Here is a 25,446-nt window from a genome sequence, read left to right as displayed (position 1 = left end):
CCTGCTTTAACGTATAATCCAAAACCGATTGTAGCCCAAGCCGACGGCTGATTTATGGAAATCCGATGAAAATCATTGACCGCTACCTCCTCAAAGAAATTGCTCTCAGCTTCAGCGCAACTTTGTTAGTGCTGACATTAATTATTGTGGGCAATACCTTTGTGCGCCTGTTGGCGGATGCCAGCACCGGCGAACTGCCTTCCGACTTACTCGGCAGCCTATTATGGTTTGGCTCGTTAAAACAATTGATTCGCCTGATTCCAGTGGCTCTGCTGATTGGTATGATGCTGGCGTTTAGCCGTCTGTACCGCGACTCAGAAATGGCGGCACTTCGTGCAGCCGGGGTTGCACCACGTCACTTTTATCGGGCGATTTTTAGTTTTGTCTTGCCGTTAACCCTGTTTTTGGCGGGATTGGTATTGCTCGTTTCACCTTGGGTAGAGCAGCAGAATCTCGATTTACGCCGTCAAATTAACGAACGCCCAGAAGCCGCTGGTATTCCCCCCGGTGAATTTGTGACTGCTGGCTCAAGCAGTGGCGGCTATACCGCGTTGGCGGAAAATATTGATGCCAGCAATACCGTGATGGAACGCTTCTTTATTCGCGCCCAAAATGGCACACAAGAAACCGCTATCTGGGCGCGTTCCGCTGTGTTATTTGTTGATTCCGCGAACGGTGAGCGGGTGCTGCAAATTCGTGATGGCTACCGTTACGAATCCGACAGTGCTGAACCGGGTATGCGCATTACCCAGTTTGATGAACACGGGATTCGCATCCCGTTACGTGATGTGGCACAAGCCAGCAACCGGGGTTCCATACCCTCACAGACCTTATGGCAGCAATCTGATGCAGGTGCGCAAGCCGAATGGCAGTGGCGGATAGCCATTATTATTTCCGCACCCTTGTTGGCATTACTGGCGTTTCCTTTGAGTTATAGCGCACCGCGTCAGGGACGTTACGGCAAAGTGGCGGTTGCTATCCTAATTTACGCGGTTTACGCCAACGTGTTAGCAACGGTGCGCGGCATGGTCGAACGCGGGGATTTTCCGATTTTTCCGGGCTTATGGTGGATACACTTGGTCATGCTAGGCTTCGTGTTCTGGTTATTGCGTAAATACTACGGGAAACCCGCATGAACATTATCGAACGCTATTTGTGGAAAAGTGTCCTTTTCAGCATTTTGATTACTTGGTTATCGCTGGTGATGCTCGACAGCTTTTTCGCCTTTCTTGGTGAGATCGGTGATGTCGGGCAAAACAACAATTACGGCAATCTCCAAGCTCTGTATTACATATTGATGGGCGCACCGCGTCGCTTATACGACTACTTTCCGACTGCCACCTTGATTGGTAGTTTGTTGGGTTTGGGTAATTTAGCCGCCAACAGTGAATTAACCGCAATGCGAGCGGCGGGCGTTGCTATCCGCCAAATTGTGAGCATGACGTTAAAACTGGGGTTGGTTTTGGCGTTGATGGTCTTCGTATTGGGCGAATGGGTCGCGCCACGCACCGAACAAATCGCCAACAGTTTCAAACTGCAAATGCAGCAAAAGCAATTAGCCGTTGGGGTGCAGGGAACTTGGATCAAAGACGGCGAGCGCATTATCAATATTGGTAAATTATGGTCGGAAAAGAAACTCGAAAATATCACGATTTACCAAATCGACCAGCAGCAAGGCCGTATTGCCAGCATTACCCGCGCAGCGAGTGCCGAACGTGAGGCTGGCACTTGGGTCATGCGTCAAGTGGAACGCCAAACCTTGCGCAACGACGGCATTACCCCTGAAACCTACGCGGAACTGCGCGAAGATAAGCTGATTCCCGAACAAGTTCTCACCATTGCAGCGGTCAAACCTAATCAATTGGCAGCGCAAGAATTGGCGGAATTCATCGCCCATCAACGCGCCAATGACTTGAGCAGCGGACGCTTTGAACAAGCCTTCTGGCAACACTTCACAACGCCGTTGTCGACCTTGGTCATGCTGATTATTGCCGCGCCGTTTGTATTTGGGTTTCAACGTAATGCAGGCGCGGGGCAACGGATTTTTATCGGTATTCTGATTGGGATTGTTTTTTTCCTGTTCAACCGCATACTCGGCAATATGGGGATTGTGTACGGCATTCCGCCATTATTAGCGGCAACTTTACCACTGCTGTTATTTCTCGCTGGTGGGTTGTGGATGCTGCGGCGCGTGCGTTAATCACTCAAGGAATTTCATGAAAATCAATGTCTGGGGCGCAAGCCTTATTGCTGTCCTGTTCAGCGTGAGCGTACTCCCTGTTGCCGCACAAATGACCTTTCCGCAACCGCGCAACTTTGTGGTTGACCAAGCTTGCAGTGCCTACACCTCGCTAAAAAAATCCAGCGAGCCACTTGCACTCACGCCCAGCACACCTTACCGCGCATTAGCCGAAAATAAAGCCAATGACGCGACTCATGCCTTATTACAACTTCCGGAAGGCCAGCGTTGGGTTGCGCTAAGTTGTGGGCATTACGCCGACAATGTGCAAGCACCAATAGCTGCGCCGCCCGGCACTGCTGATAGCTGCTTGCCATTTTTTGACAATACCGACAATCCGGTAAAACTCAAAGGTAATACTTCGGCCGACATTACCCCCGTCGCACCGACACTGGATGCTTTCGATCTCGCCATTGATCAAACCTGTGGTGCAGTCGGCAAAGCGGTGAGCGAAACCGAGTTCAAAACCCTGCTGCAAAACCACCAAAACGTGTTAACCGACCTCATGGCATTTACCGGCGGTAAAATCTTTGCGCAACGCCCCGCGCACACCGACCCCGCAGCTTACCTAAACGACCTTACCGAAGCATGGTTTTCGCTCAAAGCTTTTGACCATATTTTCTGCGGCGAACTCGACGGCGGCAAAATCGGTGGTTTGCATTTTCACGGGCGTTACTTGCAATTACAGGAGAGCGGCGCGGCGTGCCGGATGGATAACTACCGTCAAAACGAAGTCGTGCCGGGAGTCATTTATACGATGGGTGTCACGCTGAAAACGGCTGACGGTAATCTTGCCCGTCATGCGACCAAAGGTTACGGCTTAACGCTAAGTGCCAGCGACATGCTCAAGGTCGTTACCCGCGCTTTTGCAGAAAACCCAAGCAGCAGCAAAGACAGCACCGCTTGTTTGTTACCGATTACGGATGATGGTAAAAGCTTCACCACCGTGTTTGTGCGCCGTGCCACCGGGATTCGTACCTTTTACCCGGATGCAACGCCAGCACACGATGATCCTGCGTGCCAAGCAGCGATTAGTGGATTTTAGGCGGATGGAGACTGCTCGACTTGCAAGTGCTTACCCACCGCCCACACCAGCCACAACACCGGAATTCCGATCAGTGTCACGAAGATAAAAAAGCCAGGATAGCCAATGCCATCCACCATCGTGCCGGAATACCCACCAATGGTTTTCGGCAACAAGGTCATCAGGGAACTGAAAATCGCGTATTGCACGGCGGTAAACGACACGTTGGTGAGGCTCGATAAAAACGCCACAAACGCCGCACTCGCAAAACCTGCCGCCAGATTATCCGCCGTTACTGCCAAATACATCACCGGCACGTCATGCCCTGCATACGCCAACCACACAAACACCAAGTTGGTAAATGCGGTCAACATCGCGCCCCACATTAAGGTGCGCATCACGCCAAAGCGCGTCGCAAACAAACCACCCGCAAAGCCACCGATAATGCTTACAATCACCCCGAAGGTTTTCACCGCTGTGGCAATTTCTGGTTTGCTAAAGCCCAAATCTTGGTAAAACACATTGGAAATCACCCCCGGCACAATATCGGTAATGCGGTACAACCCAATCAACGCCAACAGCAAGAACGCGGTTTTTAAGCCGTAACGCTGGAAAAAGTCCGCAATCGGGGCAATCCACGTATCTTTTGCCATTGCTTGGTTCACCGCCCCCGCTTGCACCAATGCCCAACCGATCAGCACTGCCACCGCAATTGCCAGCGCGAAATGCACGGTTTCCACCAAGAACCCCACGAACGCATCATTACCTGCCAGCGCAGTGACCGCCTTAAACACATCGCTTCCGTAGAAAAACGTCAACGCAAACCCCGTCACTGCACACCCAAACACCAACACCAGACGCAGGTAATCCGCCGTAGCGTAATGGTGTTTATCCACTGTCTGGCGTTGCGGTTCTGGAATCACCAACGTCGTTACCACCCCCACCAACATGGTTGCCGCCATAATGAAGTAAGTCCACTGCCAAGCACTGTACACGTAATGCCCTTTTTCCGACCCCATGCCCGAAGCCAGAAACAACGCTCCCGCCCCCGCTACAATCATCCCCAACCGATACCCTGCAATGTAGGTAGACGACATCATCGCCTGCAACCGGGTTTCCGCCGCTTCAATCCGATAAGCGTCAATCACCACATCTTGCGTTGCGGATGTAAAACCCAACAATACCGCCGCCAATGCCATGAACATTAAATTATCTTGGCTCGTCGCAGGGTCAATACTCCCCATCAACACAATCGCCAAAATAATGCCTATTTGCGCCACCAATAACCATGCCCGCCGCCGCCCTAAGGCTTTGGTCAAAAACGGTAATGGCAATTTATCAATCAACGGAGCCCACACAAACTTGAACGAATACGCCAACGCCGCCCAACTAAAAAACGTTACTGCCTTGCGCTCAACCCCCGCTTCGCCCAACCATAACGATAGCGAAGAAAAAATCAGCAACAACGGAATCCCCGCCGCAAAGCCGAGGAATAACATGGTAATAACACGCGGGTGGATGAAAGTGCGGAGGGATTCAGTCCAGCCCATCGGCTGTGTGGTGGAGCTTTCAGTCATGCGGCAGTTCCTTTGATCGTATTATGGTTAGGACTGCATCATCGGGGAATCGTTCAGGGTTGTAAAGGATACCCGTAATCCAAAATCAACGGCGCGTGATCCGAAAACCGTTCATCCTTATAGATAGCAGCAGCCTTGACCGTGCCTTTCAGCGAGGGGGTAATAATCTGGTAATCAATCCGCCAACCGACGTTTTTTGCCCACGCCTGTCCACGGTTTGACCACCATGTATATTGCTCGGCTTCTTGGTTCACTTCGCGGAAACCATCGACAAAACCGAGTTCATCGAACAGCTTATCTAACCAAGCACGTTCTTCGGGCAGGAAACCAGAATTCTTTAAATTGCCTTTCCAGTTTTTGATGTCGGCATTTTTGTGGGCAATGTTCCAGTCGCCGCAAATCACGCAATCGCGTCCGGAAGCCTTCATCGCCTCCATGACAGGCAGGAAATGCGTCATGCAACGGTATTTCGCTTGCTGGCGTTCATCGCCAGATGAACCTGACGGCAAATACAGGGAAATCACGCTCAGATTGCCGAAACGCGCTTCAATGTAACGCCCTTCCGCATCAAATTCCGCGTTGCCCATGCCTATAATGACCTGATCCGGCACGGCGCGGGCGTAGATTGCCACGCCACTGTAGCCTTTCTTTTCCGCATCATGGTAATAGCAGTGGTAGCCTTCCGGGAAAAACAAGGCGCGATCCTCTTCCAACTGGTGGATTTGCGCCTTGGTTTCTTGGATACACACCACATCCGCCGCTTGTTGCTTCATCCAGTCGAAGAAACCTTTTTTCGCGGCGGAACGGATACCGTTGGTGTTGGCGGAAATGATGCGCACTAAGCTGGCAACCCTTCCGGGAAACCACACACCAACACTTCCAGCAACGCTTTCTGGGCGTGCAAGCGGTTTTCCGCTTCATCCCATACCACGCTTTGCGCCCCGTCCATGACTTCGGCGGAAACTTCCAAACCACGGTAAGCAGGCAGGCAGTGCATGAAAATCGCGCCCGGTGTTGCCAGTTGCATCATCGCGCCATCCACTTGATAGCCAGCGAAAGCTTTTTCACGGGCTTTCTTTTCGGACTCTTGCCCCATGCTTGCCCAAGTGTCAGTCACCACCACTTCCGCACCTTTCACCGCTGCCGTTGGGTCACGGAAATAGGTCACAGAACCAGCAGTAGCTTTTACGATGTCTGCGTCAGGATCGTAACCTTCGGGGCAGGCGACATTGAGGTGGAAACCAAACAATTGCGCCGCTTCCATCCACGAATGGCACATATTATTGCCATCGCCAATCCATGCCACGGTTTTACCGTTGGGTAAGCCGCGCTGTTCCATCCACGTCATCATGTCTGCCAGCAATTGGCAGGGGTGGAACTTATCGGTCAGCGCGTTAATGACAGGCACACGCGAATGGGCAGCAAAGGTTTCCACCTTTTCTTGCTCAAAAGTGCGGATCATCACCACATCAACCATGCGCGAAATGACTTTGGCGGAATCTTCAATCGGTTCGCCACGCCCCAATTGGGTATCGTTAGGCGACAAAAACATCGAATGCCCGCCTAATTGGGTCATGCCCGCTTCAAATGACACGCGGGTGCGGGTCGATGATTTCTCGAAAATCATTGCCAAGGTGCGGTGTTTCAGTGAATCAATCACCTCACCGCGTTTATGCATTGCTTTTAAATCAATCGCACGACCGATAACGGCGTGCAACTCTACGGGGGTAAAGTCAGTCAGGGTCAAAAAATGTCTGACACGTTTCATTATAGTAATCCTCTCTCTGACCACCCGATAACAGGTGGTCACACTCCAAGGCGGGCTTAGACCTTAGACAAAAGCCCGCACCAATTCCACCACGGTTGTTATTATTTGATCCGCTTGCGCCTGGGTAATCACCAAAGGCGGTAATAAACGGATCACATTCCCCGCTGTAACGTTAATTAACAGCCCCTTCTCCAAGGCTTGTTTTACCAATTCTGCACAATCTTTTTCCAGTTCAATGCCCAGCATTAAACCGCTGCCACGCACTTCACGCACACCCGCTACATCAGCTAATTGCGCCCGGAATTGCGTCACGAAATAATCGCCCAAACTCGCGGCTTTTTCCGCCAACTGTTCGGCTTCCATCACCGCAATTACCGCACGCGCGGCACTGCACGCCAGCGGATTGCCACCAAACGTGGAACCGTGATTGCCGGGGCCAAATACATTGGCGGCTTTACCACCAGCAAGGCACGCTCCAATCGGTACGCCATTGCCAAGGGCTTTTGCCAAGGTCATGACATCAGGCTTAATCGCGGTATGCTGGAACGCAAACCACTTGCCGGTACGACACATACCGGACTGCACTTCGTCCAGCATCAGCAGCCAGTCGTTTTGGTCGCAAATCGCCCGCAAGCGCGGTAAATAATCCGCCGCCGGAATCCGAATCCCGCCTTCGCCTTGCACCGGCTCAACCAGTACGGCGACGATATTGGGGTTGCCTGCTAACGCTGCGACAGCATCGGCATCGCCATACTCCACCCGCACGAAACCTTCCACCAACGGGGCGAAACCGGTTTGTGATTTCACATTGCCCGTCGCGGTAACGGTAGCCATGGTGCGCCCGTGGAATGAATTACTCATGACCACCACGGTCGGGATCGCAACACCTTTGTGATGCCCGTACAAACGCGCAATTTTAATCGCGGCTTCGTTAGCTTCCGCCCCAGAATTACCAAAAAACACGCTATCCAAGCCGGACAAAGCACACAGCTTTTCCGCCAGTGCCTGCTGGTGCTCAATGTGGTAAAGGTTTGAGGTGTGCATTAAGGTATTGGCTTGCGCACAAATGGCATCCGCCACTTCACGTCGCGCATGACCGACGTTACAAACCGAGATGCCGCTGAGTGCATCTAAGTATTGCTTGCCTGCGGTATCCCACAGGAGTGCGCCTTCGCCTTTAACGAAAGTAACGGGTAAACGTGCATACGTCGGCATAATTGCATGAGTCACGGCAAAACCTCCAAAAAATCTGCCACAACAAGCCAAAAATGCGAAAGGCAGCCTCTGTTAGGCTGCCTTTGCAAATGAAGCGGACGACTATAGGCAATCAACAATCGCTTGTCAATCACCAATTTAGTGCGCTTGTCAAGCGGTTTGTGCTTACGCGGCGAAATTCGCTTGTGCAAAATCCCAGTTGACCAAAGAAGTCAGGAAGGTTTCAACAAACTTAGGGCGCAGGTTACGGTAATCAACGTAATAAGCGTGTTCCCACACGTCGATACACAGCAGCGCGGTATCGCCAGTGGTCAACGGCGTGCCAGCCGCACCCATGTTCACGATGTCAACGGAACCGTCAGCTTTTTTCACCAACCATGTCCAGCCAGAACCGAAGTTGCCAACCGCAGACGCAGTGAACGCTTTCTTGAATTCGTCAACAGAACCCCATTTCGCATTGATAGCATCAGCCAGCGCACCGGTAGGTTCACCGCCGCCATTAGCGGACAGGCAGTTCCAGAAAAAGGTGTGGTTCCAGACTTGCGCTGCATTGTTGTAAACGCCGCCAGCCGGAGCCGCTTTCACGATTTCTTCCAGACTCATGCTTTCAAAAGCAGTGCCAGGAATCAGGTTATTCAGGTTAGTCACGTAAGCGTTGTGGTGCTTACCGTGGTGGAATTCCAGCGTTTCTGCTGACATGTGCGGGGCAAGTGCGTCTTTCGCAAACGGCAGTTCTGGCAAAGTGTGCGTCATGGGTCGTTACTCCTCAAAATAGATTATCGGTAAAGCGCGTAAGATAGGCATTTAAGCTCCATCATGCAATAAGCCTGTACGTTAGGCATGGATTCACAACCCACACACCCCACCTTCGTACACATCCATCACCGCTTTCAGCTCACGGTAAATGTAATCGCGTTCAGCAGGCGCGAACTCACGCAACGACTCAGGAACGTCACTCTTTTCCAGCGCGTACAATAATTTATTCACCTGAATGCAACCGCTGCTGGCTAACTCATCCACTTGTTCATCCAAACGCGCCTTATCCAAAATCTCCGCCGGGGCAACCGCTTGCGGAAAACTCTCGGAACCAAACCAAAATTCCAAGCCTTTCGACAAAAACTCATCCCAGTTCAGATAATGGGTTCCATCACAGGAAAAATTCAAACCCACCTTGCCATTCACGGTATTGAGCGAACCATAACGCAGGTAAATGGTTTCATCCGCAAACCGTAATGCTTTGAATTGCGCTAAAACTTTACCAATATCCTCCGGTGGCACAATCGCCCGCTCAAAATACGGACGGCGCGGATACGCCAGACACATATTCGGGTCAGCCAACTCATCCATCGTCAAAATGCGGTAAACATACGGGTCATCCACGTGCCAAATGGTCGAACGGCTGCTGGAAAAGTGAATCTGGCAATGATGAACACCGTGGTCAATCATCAACGCCTCATGCACCGACATCACATGATCCAATTGCTGATCCATCATACTTTCAGCACGGTGTTGTAAAAACAAACCGTCACGAATCGCCGGATCACCCTTGATTTGCCGCCACTGGCGCGGTTCCTCGTACATGACATTGGAATGCGGCAACTCGCGTAAATCGTAATCCACCCCCAAAAAGCCCACGCGCCGCCCGTCTGCATCACGAATAGTTTGCACCGCCGTCACTGACGGGCGTTTCTTATTGCGGCTGATGTAAGCTTCCGACAAATTAAAATCTACCGCCGGATCATGAATATGGCTCATGTAAGGCCGTTCCGCACGGTCACGCCGCCGCCCTTCGCTGTCCGCGCCGTAGCGGTTAATGGTTGAGCTGAGTTGCACCCCATCCGCATCCATTACATACACGTATTTGCAATAATCCAACGCCGCGAATGCCTTACGCATACATTCATCCAAATGTTCGGCATCTTCCAAATACGGCACAATGCGCCCCGCGTAATCGCTCAACGCCGTGCCCAAGGTTTCTGTCAACAAAGCCCGTTGCTGCGCAATCGACTGTTGCAGTGCGGATTCATTCATACGTCACCTGATTGTTGTACCCACTAAAAAGACAGATTTACCACGGAACGTAAATAGGGGCAAAAGGTCTTTTTCTGGTAAGCTCACCCCATTCACCATCCAAGGGTAAAACACACAATGACAGGAAATGTTAAACGACTGATTGGCGGCCTTGTAATCGGTCTCCTAGTTATATTCGCGCTGGTTGGCATCAAAAGCATGTTAAGCGAAGATGAAAAACCGCCCGAACTCAATACTTGGCAACAACCCAACACGTCTGGCATTGTCGGTTTACCCGGAGCCAACGGCGTGCCGTCGTCCAGCCAACAAGACACCGCCATCGCCCCCGATAACACCAAAGTGGAACTGATTAACGAACCAGAGCCACTGGCTGCTGACGTTACCCCCACACCGCGCCCGGTCAGCAAACCCGCACCAACGCCGCCTAGCGCACCCGTGGTTGCACCACCTGTCACCACCGCACCAGCCGCACCGGTTAACGTTGCTCCGCCGGTTGCAGTCGCGCCCCCCGTGACCGCACCACCAGTTACCGCCAACGAAGGCACGCTCGAAATCGCGCTGCAAACGGCTGAAAATGGCATTCCACTTCCGGCGGACGTTTACGTGCAATTACCCAACGGCACTAACATTAGCAAAGCCAGCAGTACCCCCAACGCCAAGTTTTTACTGAAAAAAGGCACTTACCGTGTCACCGCTCGTGCTGACGGGCGTGCCAGCGTTAGCCGTACCATTAGCGTGCCGAACCAAGCGGTGGTCAATGAAATTTTCGCACTGCCGTTAGCCACTAACCCACCACCTGCTGCACCTGCCGCGCCGGTTGGTTTACCACCGACCAACATTAACCCAACCCCGATGCAACCATCGCCAATGCCACCTGTTAGCAACGTAGCGGCGGGGAAATTGCGTTTAGTCGCACTGGATGCGGATAACGGCTCACCGATTGCGGTCGATTTCACCATTAACCGTTTGGATGGCAGCACTTTTGAGCAAATCAACAGCGTGCCGGTGGCAGAAATCACCTTGCCTGCGGAAGAATTCGTAGTGCGCTTCAACTACCAAGGCACACAAGGCTACAAATCGCTCACCGTACAACCGGGGCAAACTCATACCCACACCTTCAATATCCAACGCGCACCTGCGGATGGGCAAATGCCAAACGCAATGCCAGAATTGCCCGTGCCGGATATTAATATGGAAGATTTGTTGAAGCGGATGCAACAGTGAGGGAATAACCAACTACGGGTAGTGATAGCGGCACATCGCTATCAGCAAGTCTTCCCCTTCCACTTTGTAGACCAGCCGATGTTCATCATTGATACGGCGTGACCAATAGCCAGAAAGCCCGTGCCGCAATGGTTCGGGCTTGCCGATACCCTCGAACGGTTCACGCGAAATCGCTTTGATCAGATCATTGATACGCTTGAGAATTTTCTTATCGGCTTGTTGCCAATGCCCGTAATCCTCCCACGCTTTGGATGAAAAGATTATTCGCATTCGATCAACTCACGCACTTGCCCTTGACCACGCTCCAATTCCGCAATGGACTCCAGCAAGCGGCTGGCATTGGCTGGACTACGCAATAAATACGCGGTTTCTTCCATCGCTTTGTAATCTTCCAGCGAAATCATCACCACGGCTTGATCGCGGTTGCGGGTAATAATGACGGGTTCATGGTCTTCGCAGACCCGATCCATCGTTTTGGCGAGATCCGCTCGCACAGCGGTGTAGGAAATGGCGTTCATGGCTAAAACCTGTACGTGATTATGTACGTAAACTATAGGGCAAAGGGGCATGGTCTACAAGCCTCAAACTTCGTATAAATACTACCCTTTCATCAGAAAAACATTGACGACAGCTTATATTTTCCATGAAAATCATGCACACATTATTAATACAAAAACATAATAACAGGAGTATATATGGCTATTGGAAATAGAATTTATCCAGAAAAACAAGAGAGTGAGATTCGTTCACAACCAAATTCTAGGATTAACACTTTTCTTTTAAGTGAGCCGAAATATTCATTGGATGACCTGATCATTCCAGATAGTACAAGGAGTCAAATAAATAAAGCTCTTGCATTTAGAAAACATAATGATCTTGTTTTTAATCACTGGGGATTAAAGCATACTCATCGAAATTCTAGTCGAGTTTGTCTTAATTTTTATGGTGCTCCAGGCACTGGAAAAACCATGGCTGCACATGCAGTAGCTCACTATCTTGAAAAGTCGTTGTTGATAGTAAATTATGCTGATATTGAATCAAAATATGTAGGTGATACGCCAAAAAATCTAATGGCTGCATTTGAGATGGCAAAGAAAAATGATGCTATTATATTTTTTGATGAAGCCGATGCGATGTTAAGCAAACGTGTCACTAATATGTCCAGCTCTACCGACACAAGTGTTAATCAAACAAGATCAGTATTGTTGAATATTTTGAACGATTATGATAAAACCATCCTATTTGCCACAAATTTCATAGAGAATTTTGATCCCGCATTTATGCGCCGAATATTAGCGCATGTAAAGTTTAACCTGCCTGACCAACAAAACAGAGTAAAACTTTTTGACATGTATATTCCAAACAATATGCCTCATCATATTGATACAAATTATTTATCTAAAAAATATGATAATTTATCAGGAAGTGATATATCAAATTCAGTATTATTAGCTGCCTTTTCTGCAGCAGAGCGTCAAGCTAACAGTGTAGATATGGATGATATATCAGAATCAATTGAATCCATACTAACAAGTAAACATGAAAACTCACGAAATTTCTCTATCGAAACCAGAGAAGTATCAAAATCAGAAGTGGAAAATAACATAGGGAAAGCGTTATGATTTTAACTGCATTACTCATAGGTGCACTTATTGGCGGAGTCGTTGCATCTCATTGGAAGGAACTCGCGTCATGGGTCAAAAGTGTTGTCATAAAACTAGAAGAAATGATCCAAAAAGCAATTATTGGATTTAAGGTGTTTATTCAAAAAGTTGGAGAAAAGATAAAAGAAATATCAAAGCATTATAGTCAGGATAAACAAGGGAAATGGTCTGAAACCATAGTCACTCGTGAAGTACCAGAATCAGAAATACCAGCCGATATATTGGAGAAAGCCAATAGAATAAATCAAGAGATTGATGTTAGTCATGAATTACAATTAGCATTATCTTGAATAAAAATCCACATATAGAAGAATAGCACATGAGCAATAAATTCAGTAATTTTTTTGACCTAACAAGCTCAAGTTTGAAAAAACTGGTGGATGAAGGCTTGTTATCAATTATTTTTGACAACGATCAACCGCCTCAGTCAATTGAAGAGGTAGCCAAGCTTTTTGAAAAGGCATGTGACTCATTAATTCATGATGCGCAAAATAAAGAATCATTAACTTATATTGCAGGGAAATTTCATATTTTCGCCACAGATGATAATAAGAGTTTCCATTGTCTAACTGAACTTTATTTTAAAGATAAGTCTGGGAAGTGGGTTACCAAAAAAGCTTCTTCTGAAAGTTTCTCACAACATGAAAAACTAAATCAAGAAGCCCAAGATGAACTAAAGAAATATCGCAAAATCTCATTGGAAATAACGAGTCCTTAACACCATTATGATAACAGGAGCTAAACATTCATCTTCGATAGTCTCATGATCAACTTTAAATAATTTATGATCTTTATAATGACTGAATAAGTAACTAGTACTAAGTTTTCGCACATTACCCCCTTTGAAACTCAATGAGTTATGAATCAGGAATACACGAAAACTTTGGCTCAGTTACTTATTTGTAACCATGCAGACCCCTAAAGTTTTTAACATTAATGCATTATACTGATACTGAATCAATAAATTTATTTGATTTGCGAATAATTTGATTAAACTTATCTCGCCACCCTGATTATGGGGTAATTTATTTAATGATCAAGTTGTTCTTTCATATTTTTTAATCATCTGCTTTCTAAAAGCCGGGGTCTAGATATTTTCGTTTCAAATATTTATCTTTCATTATTAATTTTTTTATTAAAAACAGGTTGTAAATTGGCCATATATAAATCACCCTAGCGTTCACCCATAAAAAACCTCACACAAATATCTGGCCCAATATTCTTAGGAGCTCGCCATGTGGATCAAAGATGCAATTGCTTATCTTTTAACATTTTTATTAGTTTATTATATTGCCGATTATTTTATTGGAAACTATGCCTATGGCGTAGTTGCTATTTCAGCATTTTCTTTATTCTATCAAAAGCAAAAAGAGAAGATAGTTATAGCTTTTTTTCTTCGCAAACAAGTTGGTACTATTGATGACATTTCACGAGAAACAGGTTTGAAAAAAGAAGACATATCAGTACATCTTAATTCATTGGAGGAAAAAGGGAAACTAGAGATACTTATTCCTTCTCCTAAGCTTTACAAATGGACAGAAGAAAGAACTTTTCCTGAAGGAATGAAAAGCATAGAAATTAAACTTTAAAAATCAATTACAGTCTTTTAGATTTGCTTACCAATTTGTGGCACACTGCATGGCAGACGTTTAACGGATAACAAGGATTTTCCATGTGCGGCATCTGCGGTGAACTACGCCTCGACGGGCAACTCCCCGAACTGAAATACCTCAACTCCATGATGGCGAAGCTGGAAAAGCGCGGCCCCGACCACGCGGGCAGCTTTTCCGACGGTGGCTTGATGTTTGGGCATCGCCGCTTGGCGATCATCGACCTGTCGTACAAATCCAGCCAGCCGATGGTCGACATCGAATCCGGCTTGGCACTGGTGTTCAACGGCACGATCTACAACCACCCCGAATTGCGGGCGGAATTGAAGGCTCGCGGGCATCATTTCTTCTCGGAAGGCGATACCGAAGTCATCCTCAAAGCCTACGCCGAATGGGGTGAAGACGCGCCCAAGCATTTGCTCGGCATGTTTGCCTTCGCGATTTGGGATATGCGTAAGAAAACGCTGTTCGTGGCGCGTGACCGCATGGGCATCAAGCCGCTGTACTACGCCGCTGACGGTAAAAGTTTCCGCTTTGCCTCCAACACGCAAGCCCTGCTGACCACGCCGGGGATTGATACCAGCCTCGACCCGCTGGCGATCCACAACCTGTTTTCACTGCACGCTGTCGTGCCAGCACCGCGCACCGTGCTGAACGGCATCCGCAAGCTGCAACCTGCGCACAGCCTCACCATCCACGCTGACGGGCGGCAGGAACTGAAACGCTACTGGAATCTGGTCGCACGTCGCCCCGCTGAAGCGCGTTCCGAACAGGAATGGATCGACGCCGTACACGCATCGCTGAAAACCGCCGTGCGCCGCCGCAATAATATCGCTGACGTACCCGTGGGCGTACTGCTTTCCGGCGGCTTGGATTCGAGCTTGTTGGTCGGTTTACTGTCTGAAATCGGTATCCAAGACATCCGCACCTTCACCATCGGTTTCGACGACCAGCCGGAGGAAAAAGGCAGCGAATACGAATATTCCGACGCGGTGGTGGAACGCTTCCAACCCAAACACCACAAGTTCCACATCCCCAACGAACACACCCTGTCACGCCTGCCGGAAGCGGTGGCGAACATGGCAGAACCGATGTTCGGGCAGGATGCGATTGGCTTTTACCTGCTCTCCGAACAAGTTTCCCAGCATGTGAAAGTGGTGCAATCCGGGCAAGGGGCGGATGAAGTATTCGGCGGGTATTTCTGGTATCCGCAAGCCCACGCCGACAAAAACCCCGATAGGCTGCAACGCCTCGCGCCGTATTATTTCGACCGCGACCACAGCGAAATGGCGGAGATGCTGCAAACCCCGTTCCAAACTCGCGATTACACCGGCGAATTGGTGCGCGAATTGCTGGAATCGGCGGATGCTGAAGAAACGCTGGATGCGGTATTACGCGCCGATGTAACAACTTTCATTGTCGATGATCCGGTCAAGCGCGTAGACAATATGACGATGGCGTGGGGGCTGGAAGCGCGTGTGCCATTCCTCGATCACGAACTGGTGGAACTGGCAGCGCAAATGCCGACCGAATTGAAACTGCGTGATGGCGGCAAGTATGTGCTGAAACAAATTGCGCGGGGACTCGTGCCGGATAGCGTGATTGATCGTCCGAAGGGGTATTTCCCTGTGCCTGCCCTTAAATTTGTTCGCGGTGAGTTTTTGGAAATGATGCGCGATTTGCTGGATTCGCAAGCGTGTCGGGAACGGGGTTTGTATCAGCGTAGCTATATCGACAAGGTGATTGCCCAACCTGAAGCGCATTTGACGCGGATTCAGGGGAGCAAGCTGTGGCACATGGCGGCGTTGGAGATGTGGTTGCAGAGTCAGGGAGTTTAATCACCTACTCCCCAGCCATCACCGCAAGCTGTTCACGCAACCGTGCCGACAGCCGATACCCACAACGAAACAACGCATCCAGCTCCGTTCTGACGCTGGTGATGTGCCCACGCCGCTTTGCCGTCACCAATACGATACCCGTACCGATAATGCGCACACCTTTTTGTTGCGCCACTACCCTGCCACGCTGTTCGTCGATCAGCAGTAAATCGGCTGAGAGATGCAGGGCAAGCGCAATGGCTTCCGCTTCGCCGGGGTCTAAACGCTGTTTTAACTCAGCAACAGCGGCGGCGGGAATAGCAGCATAATCTGCCGTTTCCAACCAACCTTCTGCTAACGCCTGCTGAAGTTCTGCACCACCCGGACGCAAGCTACCCGCCTGCAATTCCGCATGAACGGCAGGAGGAATCAAGATGTGTTGGTAAAGGTGTTGTAGCAGATTCAATCTGCCAATTTTTGCCAAGCCAATCAGCGGGCTGGCATCAGCAATGATCACAGGCAGCAAGCGCATCCTCCAGTTCGCGTTCCAACTCTTCTGGGGGATAATCCACCGCATCAATACCGCTTGCACCAAGCAATTCGATGAAGGATGACAAATCCATGTCTGCCAACTTAGCGGCCTGCGCCAGCGTTAACTGATGGGATTGCACCATGTGTAAAGCGATGACGCGATGAATGCCATGCTGCAATAAATTGGCATCAAACGGGATTGCTAAAATAGAGGGTTTGCCGTGCTTGGTGATGATGCTGATATTGCCATCGTGGGCATGTTGCAATAACTCCCCGGAACGATTGCGCAAATCGCGGGCGGTATAGACTTCGACAGCTTGCATATAACGACTCCTGCCTGGTTGTATGCACACAGTGTAGCACTTTTTCGTTAAGCCATGACAATTCCGCAGTACGTTGAGGAATCGTCATGACTATTTCGCAATACACTGCGGAATTGTCAGACGACGGATAGCCCTTCCATTACAAAACAATTACAGCTAACGTTAACACGGGTAAAATCACAAACATTTTTCTGCAAGGACACTTCTCCATGATCGAATCACTTCCCGCGCCCAATATTGTGCCGTTGGAACACATCCTCCCCGACGAACCGTTACTGATGATGGGTGCAGGGCCTGTGCCTATTCCGCAAAAAGTGGCGGCGGCGAACTCGATTGTTATCAATCACCTCGGTGAAACCATGAACCGGGTCATTGAGCAAGTGAAAGACATGGGGCGTTACGTGTTTCAAACCACGTCGAGTCACGTCATGGGAGTCAGCGGCCCCGGATCGGCGGCGATGGAAATGGCCGTGGCAAATCTGGTGCTGCCCGGTGAGCGCGTTTTGTGCATTACCAATGGCTATTTCAGTCAGCGTATGGCGGAAATCGTGCGCCGGGTGCGTGCCGAACCCACCCTGCTGGAAGTCGCACACAACGAAAGTGCGGATGTCGCCAGCGTCGAACGCGCCCTGCAACAAGGCCAGTTCGACGTTATCACCTTGGTGCAAGGCGAAACTTCCAACACCGTATGCAATAAAAATCTGCAAGACATCGCGAAACTGGCGAAACGCTACGGCTGTTTAGTCATTGTCGATGCGGTTTGCACCTTAAGCACGATGCCGCTGGAAATGGATAACTGGCAAGTTGATGCGATTATCACGGGCGGGCAAAAAGGGTTGTCGTCGATCCCCGGCGTGTCGTTGTTAGCTTTTTCCGAAAGCGCGTGGGAGAAAAAAATCGCCAACCGCGAAATTCTACCGTTCCACTGGTGCTTGGATGCGCAACTCGCTGACAAATTCTGGAACCAAAAATCCTACCATTACACCGCGCCAGTTTCCGGCATTCTCGCCTTACACGAAGCCTTGCGCTTGGTGTGTGAAGAAACTTTGCCGCACCGTTTCGAGCGTCATCAACGCTGTTCCGAAGCTCTGCAAGCCGGGATTGAAACCATGGGTTTAAAGCTGTTGATCGAAAAACAACACCGCTTAAATTCCGTGGTCGGCATTATTGTTCCCGAACACGTTTCCGCTGACGTAGTGCGTGCGCACATGTCGCGGGTGCATAAAGTCGAAATTTCCGGCGCGTTTGGCCTCAATATTCTGCGTATCGGGCAAATGGGCGAACAAAGCCGCGCTCATAACTTGTTCCGCACCTTGCACGCGCTGGGTTCGAGTATGCGTTCTGCTGGTGCAAGCATTGATTTACCCGCAGGCATGGCGGAACTGGAGCGGGTATTATCAGCCAGTTGAGGCCGCTTAATATTCTGACTTCAACAATTGCGCGATATTCCACAAATTAGGCACGTACTCGACCGCTGCCCGTAACGAGCGATCCCCCGGATTTTTCCGGTGGGTCGCGTACAAACGCTGGTAAAAGTTGGCGTAATTGGCCTCAATCCCCTCGGCTTGCAACTCAGCAATCAAGCGTTTCACATTGCCCGCACCCCAGTTAAACGCGGTAAATGTCAGCAACCACGCATCACTCTCGGAAAAGCCTGCCACATTCGCAAAATAAAAATGGTAACGGTGTAAATGCACCTGTGCTACTTCGGTACTCAACCGCGCATCGGCACGCACGCTATCAATATCGGTTGTACGAATCTTTGCTGGCACGTAATCCAACTGCTGAATTTCCTGAATCACTTCCGGGACTAGCTGCCAATACCCGTAATCGCCTGCGGTGCGGCCTTTATGCCCGTGCCATTGCGATTCCAGATAGGCCAGCAATAAGATGCTATCCGGCATTCCTTTCAAATCCAACGAGCGCACAAACGGCCAGGAACGCCGGAACGCATCGCTGTAAATATTATTCCCCTGCCCATTGCGCCAAGTAATCTTATTTTTAACCTGTTTACTCACCGTCAAAAAATCTTTGCGGCCTTTACCGCGTAATGCATTGTCCAAGAAAAATGCAAACAGCGCGTGTTGCTTGTGGGCTAAAGCACTTAAGGATTTACCGTTGGTCGGCTGATAAGCCACTTTATGCCATGCGGGTTGCTCGGCATGTGCCACACTCACTAAGCTCAGACACAGCAATAACACAAAACGTACTAACAACATAAACGTAACTTTTTAGGGACAATAGAACAGGATTTTAGCGGAAATTCTTCATTATGCTATGATGAATTCCATCAACAATACAGAAATGGGCAAGATGGATAAACACAAATTACCGGATGAAACATCCCGGAAACCGCGCCGTTGGCTGCGCTGGACGATTGAAATTCTCGTCATTGTTGCCATTGTTTTTGGGGTACGTGCATGGCAACAGCGCGGCATGTTAGACGGGGTTGCACCCGATTTTGAGCGCGGTTCCTTAAACGGGAGCGTGGTGCGCTTGGCGGATTACCAAGGCAAACCGTTGTTACTGCACTTTTGGGCGAGTTGGTGTCCGATGTGTGAAATGGAACAAGGCAGCATTACCGCCATTGCCAATGATCACCCGGTCGTTACCGTGGCGTTCCAATCTGGCACAAGCGAAGAAGTGCAACGTTACATGGAACGCAAAGGCATTACCGAGTGGGTTACAGTCGTCGACGAAGATGGCAAACTTGCCGAGCAATACGGCATTCACGGCGTGCCGACCAGTTATGTGCTGGATGGCGAGGGTAATATCCGCTTTCGGGAAGTCGGTTTAACCAGCGGCTGGGGCTTGCGCTTGCGTTTGTGGCTGGCAGAGGTGTGGTAAAGCCACACTCACACTAACGCACGCCACAGCAACAACAAACCCAGAGCCACCACCAAGAATCCGGCGGTACGTTTCACGTTTGAGTCACGGGTAAAGCGTGTCAACGTTGCCGCCGCTGCCCCCATCAACAGCAACGCGGGTAACGTTCCCGCGCCGAATGCCAGCATCAGTAACGCACCTTTAGCCACGCTGCCTGCCGCAAATGCCCAAGCCAGCACGCTATACACCAAACCGCACGGCAACCAGCCCCAAACAAAACCCAGCGGCAAAGCTTTCGCAGGCGAATTCACTGGCATGAAACGCCGTCCCAATGGTTCGACATACCGCCATAAGACCCGCCCGATTTGTTCTACTTTAGCCACACCGTACCAAATGCCTGCCAAATACAAACCCAGCGCGATCATGAATAAAGCCGCAAATACCTGCAAAATACGGTTGAACACCAGCACACTATCCGGCGATAACACCGCGAGAAACACCGCGCCTAAACCGCCCATCAATGCGCCAGCCAATACGTAACCGCCAATGCGCCCGGTATTATAAGCCAGCAACATGGGCGCGAGAGTGCGCAACGATTCGCGCTTTGTTTGCGGCAAACTGAAGGTCAACGCCCCCACAATCCCGCCACACATGCCGATGCAATGCACCCCGCCAAACAACCCCACCAAAAAGGCCGCGAGGTATTGCGAATGGGAAAGCCAGCCCCAGTCCATTAATTCAAGGTCTGGCGAGCTTGATAATGATCGCCGTTAAACCCGGTGAAGAAGTTTTCCAGCAACGGGTGTTCCACCGGCTCAGTCGGGTCATCCGCCAGCAAGTTACGCTCGGCGACATAGGCCACACGCCCGTCTTGATCAATCAACACGTGATACCACGGCTCTTCCTTGCTGGGATTACCCACCCCAACGTTTTTCTGAAACCACTCTTCCGTGCCTTGGAATACAGCATCCACGTCAAAAATGACACCCCGGTAATTGAATTCGCGGTGATGAATAACCTGACCAATGCCGAATGAGGCAATTTTTTCATCCATCGTTGTCATAACTGACCCCTTACTTGTGCTGTGCATAATCATTATCCTTCAATATGCGGCTAGTTGCCGCCAATATCAAGATGTTGCTGTATTTGTCGGATAGCCTCCGCCCGCCGCTGATGCAATTGCGTGCGAATTTGCTCACCCTGAAACCCGGCTGCAATCACCGCCTGCACATCCACTTGCTGACTCGCGGCTAACATCTGCCGAAACCAATCCGCTTGTGGATACGCACGCGCCTCAAAACCTGCACGCCCCCGCGCATCCGCCTCACACGCCAGCAACAACTGCTCAAACCGCGCCGGTTTACGAAATGCATCGGTAGCTTCCAGCACTTTCAACACCGTAGCTGCGCGTAACTCTCGCGCCTTGTGAATATACCCGTGATAGGCCGCTACGTGCTCCGCCAAGTCACGAAACCGCACCGGCACTTTTAAGCGTTCGCACAACGCGGTGGCCAAGGTTTTACTCACCGCTTCATGCCCGTAATGGCTGGGCAAGATTTCTGCCGGGGTCAAACCCTTACCCAAATCGTGACACAAGGCCGCGAAACGCACTTCAGGGGCTTCACTCAACTTCACCGCTTGTTGCAACACCAGTAGTGTGTGAATCCCGCAATCAATTTCCGGGTGATGTTGCTCAGGCTGCGGCACACCGAATAAACGCTCAATTTCCGGGAACAACACCCGCAATGCCCCACAATCACGTAAAACTTCAATAAAACGCTCAGGTGCGGGTTCACCCAAAGCACGCACTGTTTCCTGCCAAACCCGTTCTGGAACCAACGCGTCCACTTCACCCGCAGCCACCATATCGCGCATTAACTGCTGAGTTTCCGCCGCCACCTCAAACCCCAACCCCGCGAAACGTGCCGCAAACCGCGCAATCCGCAAAATCCGTACCGGGTCTTCGTTAAACGCTAGGGAAACATGGCGTAGAATTTTCTGCTGCAAATCCGCCTGCCCGCCGTAAGGGTCAATCACCGCACCCGTATCATCCTGCGCCATCGCATTGATGGTTAAATCGCGTCGCGCTAAATCATCTTCCAAACTCACATCCGGGGCAGCATAAAACTGAAAACCGTGGTAGCCCTTGGCAGTTTTACGCTCAGTACGTGCCAGTGCGTATTCCTCACCGGTTTGCGGATGCAAAAAAACCGGGAAGTCGCTCCCCACGGGTTTAAACCCTTGATCAAGCAAATCATCTGGGGTTGCACCCGTCACTACCCAATCACGGTCTTGCACAGGCAACCCTAATAAGCGGTCACGCACCGCACCGCCGACTAACCAATATTGAATGTTTTTCATGGGCTTCGATTTTGCAAATAACAGCGTGCAGTTTAACACCCTGATTGATATATTAGAAAACGCTAATTTATTGATAAACAAGGCCAAGATTGACGGTTCAGCCAATTTGTGGTGTGATGTGGTGTGACTGGGAGAGGTCACACTGAACGTCTTATTCAAGAACAAAGAACCCCCATGCCTTTAACGTTATTTTAGTTAGGAGTTTGCGCCCATGGCTCATGTTGTAATTCTCGGTGCAGGTACAGGCGGTATGCCTGCTGCCTATGAAATGAAGGATTTATTAGGAAAAGGACACGAAGTGACCGTCGTCAATGAGCGCGATTACTTCCAGTTTGTACCATCAAATCCTTGGGTTGCTGTTGGCTGGCGCACACGTTCAGACATTACCTTCCCTATCGAAAAATACTTAACCAAAAAGAACATCAACTTTATTTGCAGCCGTTGCAACAAAATTGACGCAGAAGGCAGCACCCTGCATTTAGATAACGGTCAAACCGTTACTTACGATTATTTGGTCATTGCGACTGGCCCTAAGTTATACTTCGAGGAAATCGAAGGTGCTGGCCCGCACGGTGGTCATACCCATTCCATCTGCGCAGTGGATCACGCTGAAAAAGCTTATATTGATTACCAAGCACTGTTGGCAAAAGGCTCCGGTCACATTGTTGTTGGCGCAATGCCATTTGCAAGCTGCTTCGGCCCTGCTTACGAATTTGCGTTCATTATGGATGCTGACATGCGCAAACGTGGCGTGCGTCATAAATTCAAAATGACCTACGTGTCTTCTGAACCGTATGTAGGCCAATTGGGCTTAGGCGGCGTGGGCGACTCCAAAGGCATGTTGGAATCCGAACTGCGTAACCACCACATTAACTGGATTGTGAATGCGAAAACCACCAAGGTTGAAGCAGGCAAAATGTACGTTACTGAACTGACTCCTAAAGGCGAAGTGGAAAAAGAACACGAAATCGCGTTCGATTTCGCCATGATGTTGCCAGCATTCAAAGGTGTGGATGCAGTCGCAGCCGTTGAAGGTCTGTGCAACCCACGTGGTTTCGTCATTGTTGACGAATTGCACCGTAACCCGAAATACAAAAACATCTACTCTGCGGGTGTTTGTATTGCCATCCCGCCTGTTGAAGCGACACCTGTACCAACCGGCACACCGAAAACCGGTTACATGATCGAGTCAATGGTAACGTCTGCGGTACACAATATCGCTGATGAAATTGCTGGCAAAGAACCGCACACCACCGGCACATGGAACACCATTTGCTTGGCTGACTTCGGTGACACTGGTGCTGCCTTCGTTGCACTGCCGCAGATTCCACCACGTAACGTTGCTTGGTTCAAGAAAGGCAAATGGGTACACATGGCGAAAATTGCGTTTGAAAAATACTTCATCCGCAAAATGAAGAAAGGCACTTCTGAGCCATTCTACGAAAAGTCCATTTTGAAGATGATGGGTATTACCCGCATCTAACAGATCTGACGAGGAGTCAGGGGCAAGCTGATGGGAGGTGTAACAACCTCCCATTTTTTATTTACGGGGACTAAAAATGCTTTTACCAAACGACATTCAAACGACAGTAGCACGCGTACTTGACGAAGATATTGGCACGGGCGATGTCACTGCTGGCTTGATTCCGGCAGCCAAGCAAGCCAGCGCCACGGTGATTTGCCGCGAAGCCGCGATTTTGTGTGGCACGGCATGGTTTGACGAAGTGTTTCGCCAGCTTGACCCCGCAGTGCACATTATTTGGCAGCACCAAGATGGCGAGCGCGTAACAGCCAACGCGGTGTTGTGTACACTACAAGGCAGTGCGCGTTCAATCTTAAGTGGGGAACGCGCCGCGCTGAATTTCCTGCAAACCCTATCCGCTACCGCCACCGCGACACGCCGCTACGTGGATTTAGTGGCGCATACCCAATGCCGCATTTTGGACACGCGCAAAACCTTACCCGGCTTACGCACCGCACAGAAATACGCGGTGGTATGCGGCGGTGGTACAAATCACCGCATCGGCCTGTATGACCGCGTATTGATCAAAGAAAATCACATTATGGCAGCCGGTTCGATTACCGCCGCGATCCAGCAAGCGCGTCAATTGCACCCCGGCATTTTAGTGGAAGTCGAAACCGAAAACTTACAGGAACTAGCGGAAGCTACCGCTGCTCAAGCCGACATTATTATGCTCGACGAATACAGCCTCGCTGATATGCGCGAAGCCGTGCGCATCACCGACGGGCGCATTCCATTGGAAGCATCAGGCGGGGTTAGCCCGGAAACCTTGGTGGCGATTGCGGAAACCGGGGTGAATTTCGTGTCGATTGGCGGGATTACCAAGCACGTGCGGGCGGTGGATTTGTCGATGCGGTTTGTCGCGTAATAGGGGCTATTCTGCCTCTAGTGCGAAATTCACATCTTCGTACAAGTCACGCATCGCACACTCACAACCGACACTGGCAAATACTACGGTGGCGGTTTCACCGCTAAAGGCAAACAACTCCCAACGCCCGTGTACATTGCGCCGAAACACATCCACTTGATAGGTGCGCGGGTCAATCAACACGTATTCCTGCAAGCTTTCTAACTCGCGGTAAAGTGCAAATTTGTTGCCACGGTCATAAGCTTCAGTACTGGGTGACAACACTTCGATCACTAAACAAGGCGATTGTTTGAAATGATTACGCTGTAAATCGGCTGGGTCGCACGTCACCATCACGTCGGGGTAGAAGAACGCGGTGTCTTGCTTAACCCGCACTTTCATATCTGCCATGTAAACGCTGCAACCCGAACCACGCAGGTGATTTTTCAATATCAATACGGCATTGATGCTGACGCGCACATGACCATCTGCTGCACCCGCCATCGCATAAACTTGCCCATGCACGTATTCGTGGCGGAACGGTGCATCACGTTCGCCGCTGAGATAATCTTCCGGGCTGATGCCTAATTGTTCTGCTAGTGCTGCCATGATGATGCCATTCCTACGTAGGTGCGTTGTTTGAGTATACCAAGATTTGCAGAAGTTGCTGTGCTGGTGCAAACCTTTCTTTATTATCCCGTTGCCAGCCGTTATCCTGCACAACATTCACCAAAAACGGAACTAAAACCATGATGCAAAAATGGCTGGGATTGGCTATCGTACTCGCTTTGCTGGCAGGCTGTGGCAACAAAGGCCCGCTGTACTTGCCAGATGACGCTCGCGCAAAACAGGAACAGGCAAAATAAA

General features: G+C 50.1%; 29 protein-coding genes. 14 read left to right on the top strand and 15 right to left on the bottom strand.

Going from position 1 to position 25,446, the window contains the following annotated elements; genetic code table 11:
* Window positions 1-65: 65 nt before the first annotated feature.
* From lptF to J9260_RS02080, 3 genes are read left to right on the top strand one after another with little or no spacing between them, the layout of a single operon-like run.
* A complete protein-coding gene (gene lptF / locus J9260_RS02090; protein ID WP_210219409.1) occupies window positions 66-1,136 on the top strand; it encodes an LPS export ABC transporter permease LptF in 1,071 nt (356 codons plus the stop codon).
* A complete protein-coding gene (lptG, locus tag J9260_RS02085) occupies window positions 1,133-2,200 on the top strand; it encodes an LPS export ABC transporter permease LptG (protein ID WP_210219408.1) in 1,068 nt (355 codons plus the stop codon). Before lptF ends, lptG begins: the two co-directional genes overlap by 4 nt.
* A 16-nt stretch (window positions 2,201-2,216) precedes the next feature.
* The gene (locus tag J9260_RS02080; protein ID WP_210219407.1) at window positions 2,217-3,284 is read left to right on the top strand and encodes an EndoU domain-containing protein; all 1,068 of its coding nucleotides are present in this window, start codon (window positions 2,217-2,219) and stop codon (window positions 3,282-3,284) included.
* Here the strand turns inward: J9260_RS02080 and J9260_RS02075 are convergent.
* The 6 genes from J9260_RS02075 to J9260_RS02050 all read right to left on the bottom strand — a co-directional run bounded on the left by J9260_RS02075 (window position 3,281) and on the right by J9260_RS02050 (window position 9,854).
* On the bottom strand, window positions 3,281-4,840 hold the full coding sequence (locus tag J9260_RS02075; RefSeq protein WP_246499591.1) for an AmpG family muropeptide MFS transporter: 1,560 nt from the start codon (window positions 4,838-4,840) through the stop codon (window positions 3,281-3,283). The genes J9260_RS02080 and J9260_RS02075 overlap by 4 nt on opposite strands.
* Before the next feature lie 53 nt (window positions 4,841-4,893).
* Window positions 4,894-5,679, bottom strand: coding sequence for an exodeoxyribonuclease III (locus J9260_RS02070; protein ID WP_210219406.1), 786 nt, complete (start codon window positions 5,677-5,679; stop codon window positions 4,894-4,896).
* Window positions 5,679-6,608 (bottom strand): ornithine carbamoyltransferase, encoded by a 930-nt coding sequence (argF, locus tag J9260_RS02065; protein ID WP_210219405.1) that lies wholly within the window; start codon window positions 6,606-6,608, stop codon window positions 5,679-5,681. Before argF ends, J9260_RS02070 begins: the two co-directional genes overlap by 1 nt.
* A 63-nt stretch (window positions 6,609-6,671) precedes the next feature.
* Window positions 6,672-7,838 (bottom strand): aspartate aminotransferase family protein, encoded by a 1,167-nt coding sequence (locus J9260_RS02060; protein ID WP_246499589.1) that lies wholly within the window; start codon window positions 7,836-7,838, stop codon window positions 6,672-6,674.
* 150 nt (window positions 7,839-7,988) lie between these two features.
* Window positions 7,989-8,576 carry a superoxide dismutase gene (locus J9260_RS02055; RefSeq protein WP_210219404.1) on the bottom strand — a complete coding sequence of 196 codons (588 nt, stop codon included), beginning with the start codon at window positions 8,574-8,576 and terminating at the stop codon, window positions 7,989-7,991.
* A gap of 93 nt (window positions 8,577-8,669) precedes the next feature.
* Window positions 8,670-9,854, bottom strand: coding sequence for a PDC sensor domain-containing protein (locus J9260_RS02050; RefSeq protein ID WP_210219403.1), 1,185 nt, complete (start codon window positions 9,852-9,854; stop codon window positions 8,670-8,672).
* Between the two features lie 198 nt (window positions 9,855-10,052).
* Between J9260_RS02050 and J9260_RS02045 the strand changes: the two genes are divergently transcribed.
* Window positions 10,053-11,078, top strand: coding sequence for a hypothetical protein (locus tag J9260_RS02045; protein WP_210219402.1), 1,026 nt, complete (start codon window positions 10,053-10,055; stop codon window positions 11,076-11,078).
* Window positions 11,079-11,090: 12 nt separating this feature from the next.
* On the opposite strand, the gene J9260_RS02040 is transcribed toward J9260_RS02045, so the two are convergent.
* Both J9260_RS02040 and J9260_RS02035 read right to left on the bottom strand, forming a co-directional pair.
* Complete coding sequence (locus J9260_RS02040; protein ID WP_210219401.1) at window positions 11,091-11,348, bottom strand: Txe/YoeB family addiction module toxin; 258 nt, start codon at window positions 11,346-11,348, stop codon at window positions 11,091-11,093.
* Window positions 11,339-11,596, bottom strand: a complete 258-nt coding sequence (locus J9260_RS02035) for a type II toxin-antitoxin system Phd/YefM family antitoxin (RefSeq protein WP_210219400.1) — start codon at window positions 11,594-11,596, stop codon at window positions 11,339-11,341. The genes J9260_RS02040 and J9260_RS02035 overlap by 10 nt, the downstream gene beginning before the upstream one ends.
* Window positions 11,597-11,773: 177 nt before the next feature.
* Between J9260_RS02035 and J9260_RS02030 the strand changes: the two genes are divergently transcribed.
* The 5 genes from J9260_RS02030 (at window position 11,774) to J9260_RS02010 (ending at window position 16,190) form a co-directional block, all read left to right on the top strand.
* On the top strand, window positions 11,774-12,700 hold the full coding sequence (locus tag J9260_RS02030; RefSeq protein WP_210219399.1) for an ATP-binding protein: 927 nt from the start codon (window positions 11,774-11,776) through the stop codon (window positions 12,698-12,700).
* Entirely contained in the window at window positions 12,697-13,032 is a 336-nt protein-coding gene (locus tag J9260_RS02025) for a hypothetical protein (RefSeq protein WP_210219398.1), read from the top strand. The genes J9260_RS02030 and J9260_RS02025 overlap by 4 nt, the downstream gene beginning before the upstream one ends.
* A gap of 29 nt (window positions 13,033-13,061) precedes the next feature.
* Window positions 13,062-13,460, top strand: coding sequence for a hypothetical protein (locus J9260_RS02020; RefSeq protein WP_210219397.1), 399 nt, complete (start codon window positions 13,062-13,064; stop codon window positions 13,458-13,460).
* 517 nt (window positions 13,461-13,977) lie between these two features.
* The gene (locus J9260_RS02015) at window positions 13,978-14,331 is read left to right on the top strand and encodes a hypothetical protein (RefSeq protein WP_210219396.1); all 354 of its coding nucleotides are present in this window, start codon (window positions 13,978-13,980) and stop codon (window positions 14,329-14,331) included.
* Window positions 14,332-14,414: 83 nt separating this feature from the next.
* Window positions 14,415-16,190 (top strand): N-acetylglutaminylglutamine amidotransferase, encoded by a 1,776-nt coding sequence (locus J9260_RS02010; RefSeq protein ID WP_210219395.1) that lies wholly within the window; start codon window positions 14,415-14,417, stop codon window positions 16,188-16,190.
* A gap of 4 nt (window positions 16,191-16,194) precedes the next feature.
* On the opposite strand, the gene J9260_RS02005 is transcribed toward J9260_RS02010, so the two are convergent.
* Window positions 16,195-16,686 carry a PIN domain-containing protein gene (locus J9260_RS02005; RefSeq protein ID WP_246499736.1) on the bottom strand — a complete coding sequence of 164 codons (492 nt, stop codon included), beginning with the start codon at window positions 16,684-16,686 and terminating at the stop codon, window positions 16,195-16,197.
* Window positions 16,673-17,023, bottom strand: a complete 351-nt coding sequence (locus tag J9260_RS02000) for a type II toxin-antitoxin system prevent-host-death family antitoxin (protein WP_210219393.1) — start codon at window positions 17,021-17,023, stop codon at window positions 16,673-16,675. The genes J9260_RS02005 and J9260_RS02000 overlap by 14 nt, the downstream gene beginning before the upstream one ends.
* A 209-nt stretch (window positions 17,024-17,232) precedes the next feature.
* Here J9260_RS02000 and J9260_RS01995 point away from each other — a divergent pair, with 209 nt between their 5' ends.
* Window positions 17,233-18,432, top strand: coding sequence for a pyridoxal-phosphate-dependent aminotransferase family protein (locus J9260_RS01995; RefSeq protein WP_210219392.1), 1,200 nt, complete (start codon window positions 17,233-17,235; stop codon window positions 18,430-18,432).
* Window positions 18,433-18,438: 6 nt separating this feature from the next.
* On the opposite strand, the gene J9260_RS01990 is transcribed toward J9260_RS01995, so the two are convergent.
* Window positions 18,439-19,242 carry a transglycosylase SLT domain-containing protein gene (locus J9260_RS01990; RefSeq protein WP_210219391.1) on the bottom strand — a complete coding sequence of 268 codons (804 nt, stop codon included), beginning with the start codon at window positions 19,240-19,242 and terminating at the stop codon, window positions 18,439-18,441.
* 58 nt (window positions 19,243-19,300) lie between these two features.
* On the opposite strand from J9260_RS01990, the gene J9260_RS01985 reads away from it, so the two are divergent.
* Window positions 19,301-19,870: a protein disulfide oxidoreductase gene (locus J9260_RS01985; RefSeq protein ID WP_246499587.1), complete on the top strand. Its 570-nt coding sequence runs from the start codon at window positions 19,301-19,303 to the stop codon at window positions 19,868-19,870.
* 8 nt (window positions 19,871-19,878) lie between these two features.
* Here the strand turns inward: J9260_RS01985 and J9260_RS01980 are convergent, their stop codons facing one another.
* The 3 genes from J9260_RS01980 to J9260_RS01970 are packed head-to-tail and all read right to left on the bottom strand — an operon-like array spanning window position 19,879 to window position 22,210.
* Window positions 19,879-20,583, bottom strand: coding sequence for a sulfite exporter TauE/SafE family protein (locus J9260_RS01980; RefSeq protein ID WP_210219390.1), 705 nt, complete (start codon window positions 20,581-20,583; stop codon window positions 19,879-19,881).
* Window positions 20,583-20,912, bottom strand: a complete 330-nt coding sequence (gene hspQ, locus J9260_RS01975; RefSeq protein ID WP_210219389.1) for a heat shock protein HspQ — start codon at window positions 20,910-20,912, stop codon at window positions 20,583-20,585. The genes J9260_RS01980 and hspQ overlap by 1 nt, the downstream gene beginning before the upstream one ends.
* A 50-nt stretch (window positions 20,913-20,962) precedes the next feature.
* Entirely contained in the window at window positions 20,963-22,210 is a 1,248-nt protein-coding gene (locus J9260_RS01970) for a multifunctional CCA addition/repair protein (RefSeq protein WP_281419413.1), read from the bottom strand.
* A 211-nt stretch (window positions 22,211-22,421) separates the two neighbouring features.
* Here J9260_RS01970 and J9260_RS01965 point away from each other — a divergent pair, with 211 nt between their 5' ends.
* Window positions 22,422-23,693: an NAD(P)/FAD-dependent oxidoreductase gene (locus J9260_RS01965; protein ID WP_210219388.1), complete on the top strand. Its 1,272-nt coding sequence runs from the start codon at window positions 22,422-22,424 to the stop codon at window positions 23,691-23,693.
* Window positions 23,694-23,769: 76 nt separating this feature from the next.
* A complete protein-coding gene (gene nadC / locus J9260_RS01960; RefSeq protein WP_210219387.1) occupies window positions 23,770-24,600 on the top strand; it encodes a carboxylating nicotinate-nucleotide diphosphorylase in 831 nt (276 codons plus the stop codon).
* Between the two features lie 6 nt (window positions 24,601-24,606).
* Here nadC and J9260_RS01955 read toward each other — a convergent pair whose 3' ends face one another.
* Window positions 24,607-25,188: a Uma2 family endonuclease gene (locus J9260_RS01955; protein WP_210219386.1), complete on the bottom strand. Its 582-nt coding sequence runs from the start codon at window positions 25,186-25,188 to the stop codon at window positions 24,607-24,609.
* A 143-nt stretch (window positions 25,189-25,331) separates the two neighbouring features.
* Between J9260_RS01955 and lptM the strand changes: the two genes are divergently transcribed.
* Window positions 25,332-25,445, top strand: coding sequence for an LPS translocon maturation chaperone LptM (gene lptM, locus J9260_RS01950; RefSeq protein ID WP_407644870.1), 114 nt, complete (start codon window positions 25,332-25,334; stop codon window positions 25,443-25,445).
* Window position 25,446: the final 1 nt, after the last annotated feature.

Origin of the sequence: Thiothrix unzii (assembly GCF_017901175.1) — a bacterium.
GTDB classification, from domain to species: domain Bacteria; phylum Pseudomonadota; class Gammaproteobacteria; order Thiotrichales; family Thiotrichaceae; genus Thiothrix; species Thiothrix unzii.
Note: the sequence above shows the minus strand (reverse complement) of the source record. Positions and strands in the feature narration are given on the sequence as shown.

Excerpts from the sequence above, each read along its gene's own strand:
- J9260_RS01970 (WP_281419413.1), bottom strand. The coding sequence starts at position 22,210 with ATGAAAAACATTCAATATTGGTTAGTCGGCGGTGCGGTGCGTGACCGC.
- nadC (WP_210219387.1), top strand. The coding sequence starts at position 23,770 with ATGCTTTTACCAAACGACATTCAAACGACAGTAGCACGCGTACTTGAC.
- J9260_RS01965 (WP_210219388.1), top strand. The coding sequence starts at position 22,422 with ATGGCTCATGTTGTAATTCTCGGTGCAGGTACAGGCGGTATGCCTGCT.
- J9260_RS02000 (WP_210219393.1), bottom strand. The coding sequence starts at position 17,023 with ATGCAAGCTGTCGAAGTCTATACCGCCCGCGATTTGCGCAATCGTTCC.
- lptF (WP_210219409.1), top strand. The coding sequence starts at position 66 with ATGAAAATCATTGACCGCTACCTCCTCAAAGAAATTGCTCTCAGCTTC.
- J9260_RS02055 (WP_210219404.1), bottom strand. The coding sequence starts at position 8,576 with ATGACGCACACTTTGCCAGAACTGCCGTTTGCGAAAGACGCACTTGCC.
- J9260_RS02045 (WP_210219402.1), top strand. The coding sequence starts at position 10,053 with ATGTTAAGCGAAGATGAAAAACCGCCCGAACTCAATACTTGGCAACAA.
- J9260_RS02080 (WP_210219407.1), top strand. The coding sequence starts at position 2,217 with ATGAAAATCAATGTCTGGGGCGCAAGCCTTATTGCTGTCCTGTTCAGC.
- J9260_RS01955 (WP_210219386.1), bottom strand. The coding sequence starts at position 25,188 with ATGGCAGCACTAGCAGAACAATTAGGCATCAGCCCGGAAGATTATCTC.
- argF (WP_210219405.1), bottom strand. The coding sequence starts at position 6,608 with ATGAAACGTGTCAGACATTTTTTGACCCTGACTGACTTTACCCCCGTA.
- J9260_RS02040 (WP_210219401.1), bottom strand. The coding sequence starts at position 11,348 with ATGCGAATAATCTTTTCATCCAAAGCGTGGGAGGATTACGGGCATTGG.
- J9260_RS01980 (WP_210219390.1), bottom strand. The coding sequence starts at position 20,583 with ATGGACTGGGGCTGGCTTTCCCATTCGCAATACCTCGCGGCCTTTTTG.
- J9260_RS01985 (WP_246499587.1), top strand. The coding sequence starts at position 19,301 with ATGATGAATTCCATCAACAATACAGAAATGGGCAAGATGGATAAACAC.
- J9260_RS02035 (WP_210219400.1), bottom strand. The coding sequence starts at position 11,596 with ATGAACGCCATTTCCTACACCGCTGTGCGAGCGGATCTCGCCAAAACG.
- lptM (WP_407644870.1), top strand. The coding sequence starts at position 25,332 with ATGCAAAAATGGCTGGGATTGGCTATCGTACTCGCTTTGCTGGCAGGC.
- J9260_RS01995 (WP_210219392.1), top strand. The coding sequence starts at position 17,233 with ATGATCGAATCACTTCCCGCGCCCAATATTGTGCCGTTGGAACACATC.
- J9260_RS01990 (WP_210219391.1), bottom strand. The coding sequence starts at position 19,242 with ATGTTGTTAGTACGTTTTGTGTTATTGCTGTGTCTGAGCTTAGTGAGT.
- J9260_RS02030 (WP_210219399.1), top strand. The coding sequence starts at position 11,774 with ATGGCTATTGGAAATAGAATTTATCCAGAAAAACAAGAGAGTGAGATT.
- J9260_RS02025 (WP_210219398.1), top strand. The coding sequence starts at position 12,697 with ATGATTTTAACTGCATTACTCATAGGTGCACTTATTGGCGGAGTCGTT.
- hspQ (WP_210219389.1), bottom strand. The coding sequence starts at position 20,912 with ATGACAACGATGGATGAAAAAATTGCCTCATTCGGCATTGGTCAGGTT.
- J9260_RS02020 (WP_210219397.1), top strand. The coding sequence starts at position 13,062 with ATGAGCAATAAATTCAGTAATTTTTTTGACCTAACAAGCTCAAGTTTG.
- J9260_RS02075 (WP_246499591.1), bottom strand. The coding sequence starts at position 4,840 with ATGACTGAAAGCTCCACCACACAGCCGATGGGCTGGACTGAATCCCTC.
- lptG (WP_210219408.1), top strand. The coding sequence starts at position 1,133 with ATGAACATTATCGAACGCTATTTGTGGAAAAGTGTCCTTTTCAGCATT.
- J9260_RS02010 (WP_210219395.1), top strand. The coding sequence starts at position 14,415 with ATGTGCGGCATCTGCGGTGAACTACGCCTCGACGGGCAACTCCCCGAA.
- J9260_RS02050 (WP_210219403.1), bottom strand. The coding sequence starts at position 9,854 with ATGAATGAATCCGCACTGCAACAGTCGATTGCGCAGCAACGGGCTTTG.
- J9260_RS02015 (WP_210219396.1), top strand. The coding sequence starts at position 13,978 with ATGTGGATCAAAGATGCAATTGCTTATCTTTTAACATTTTTATTAGTT.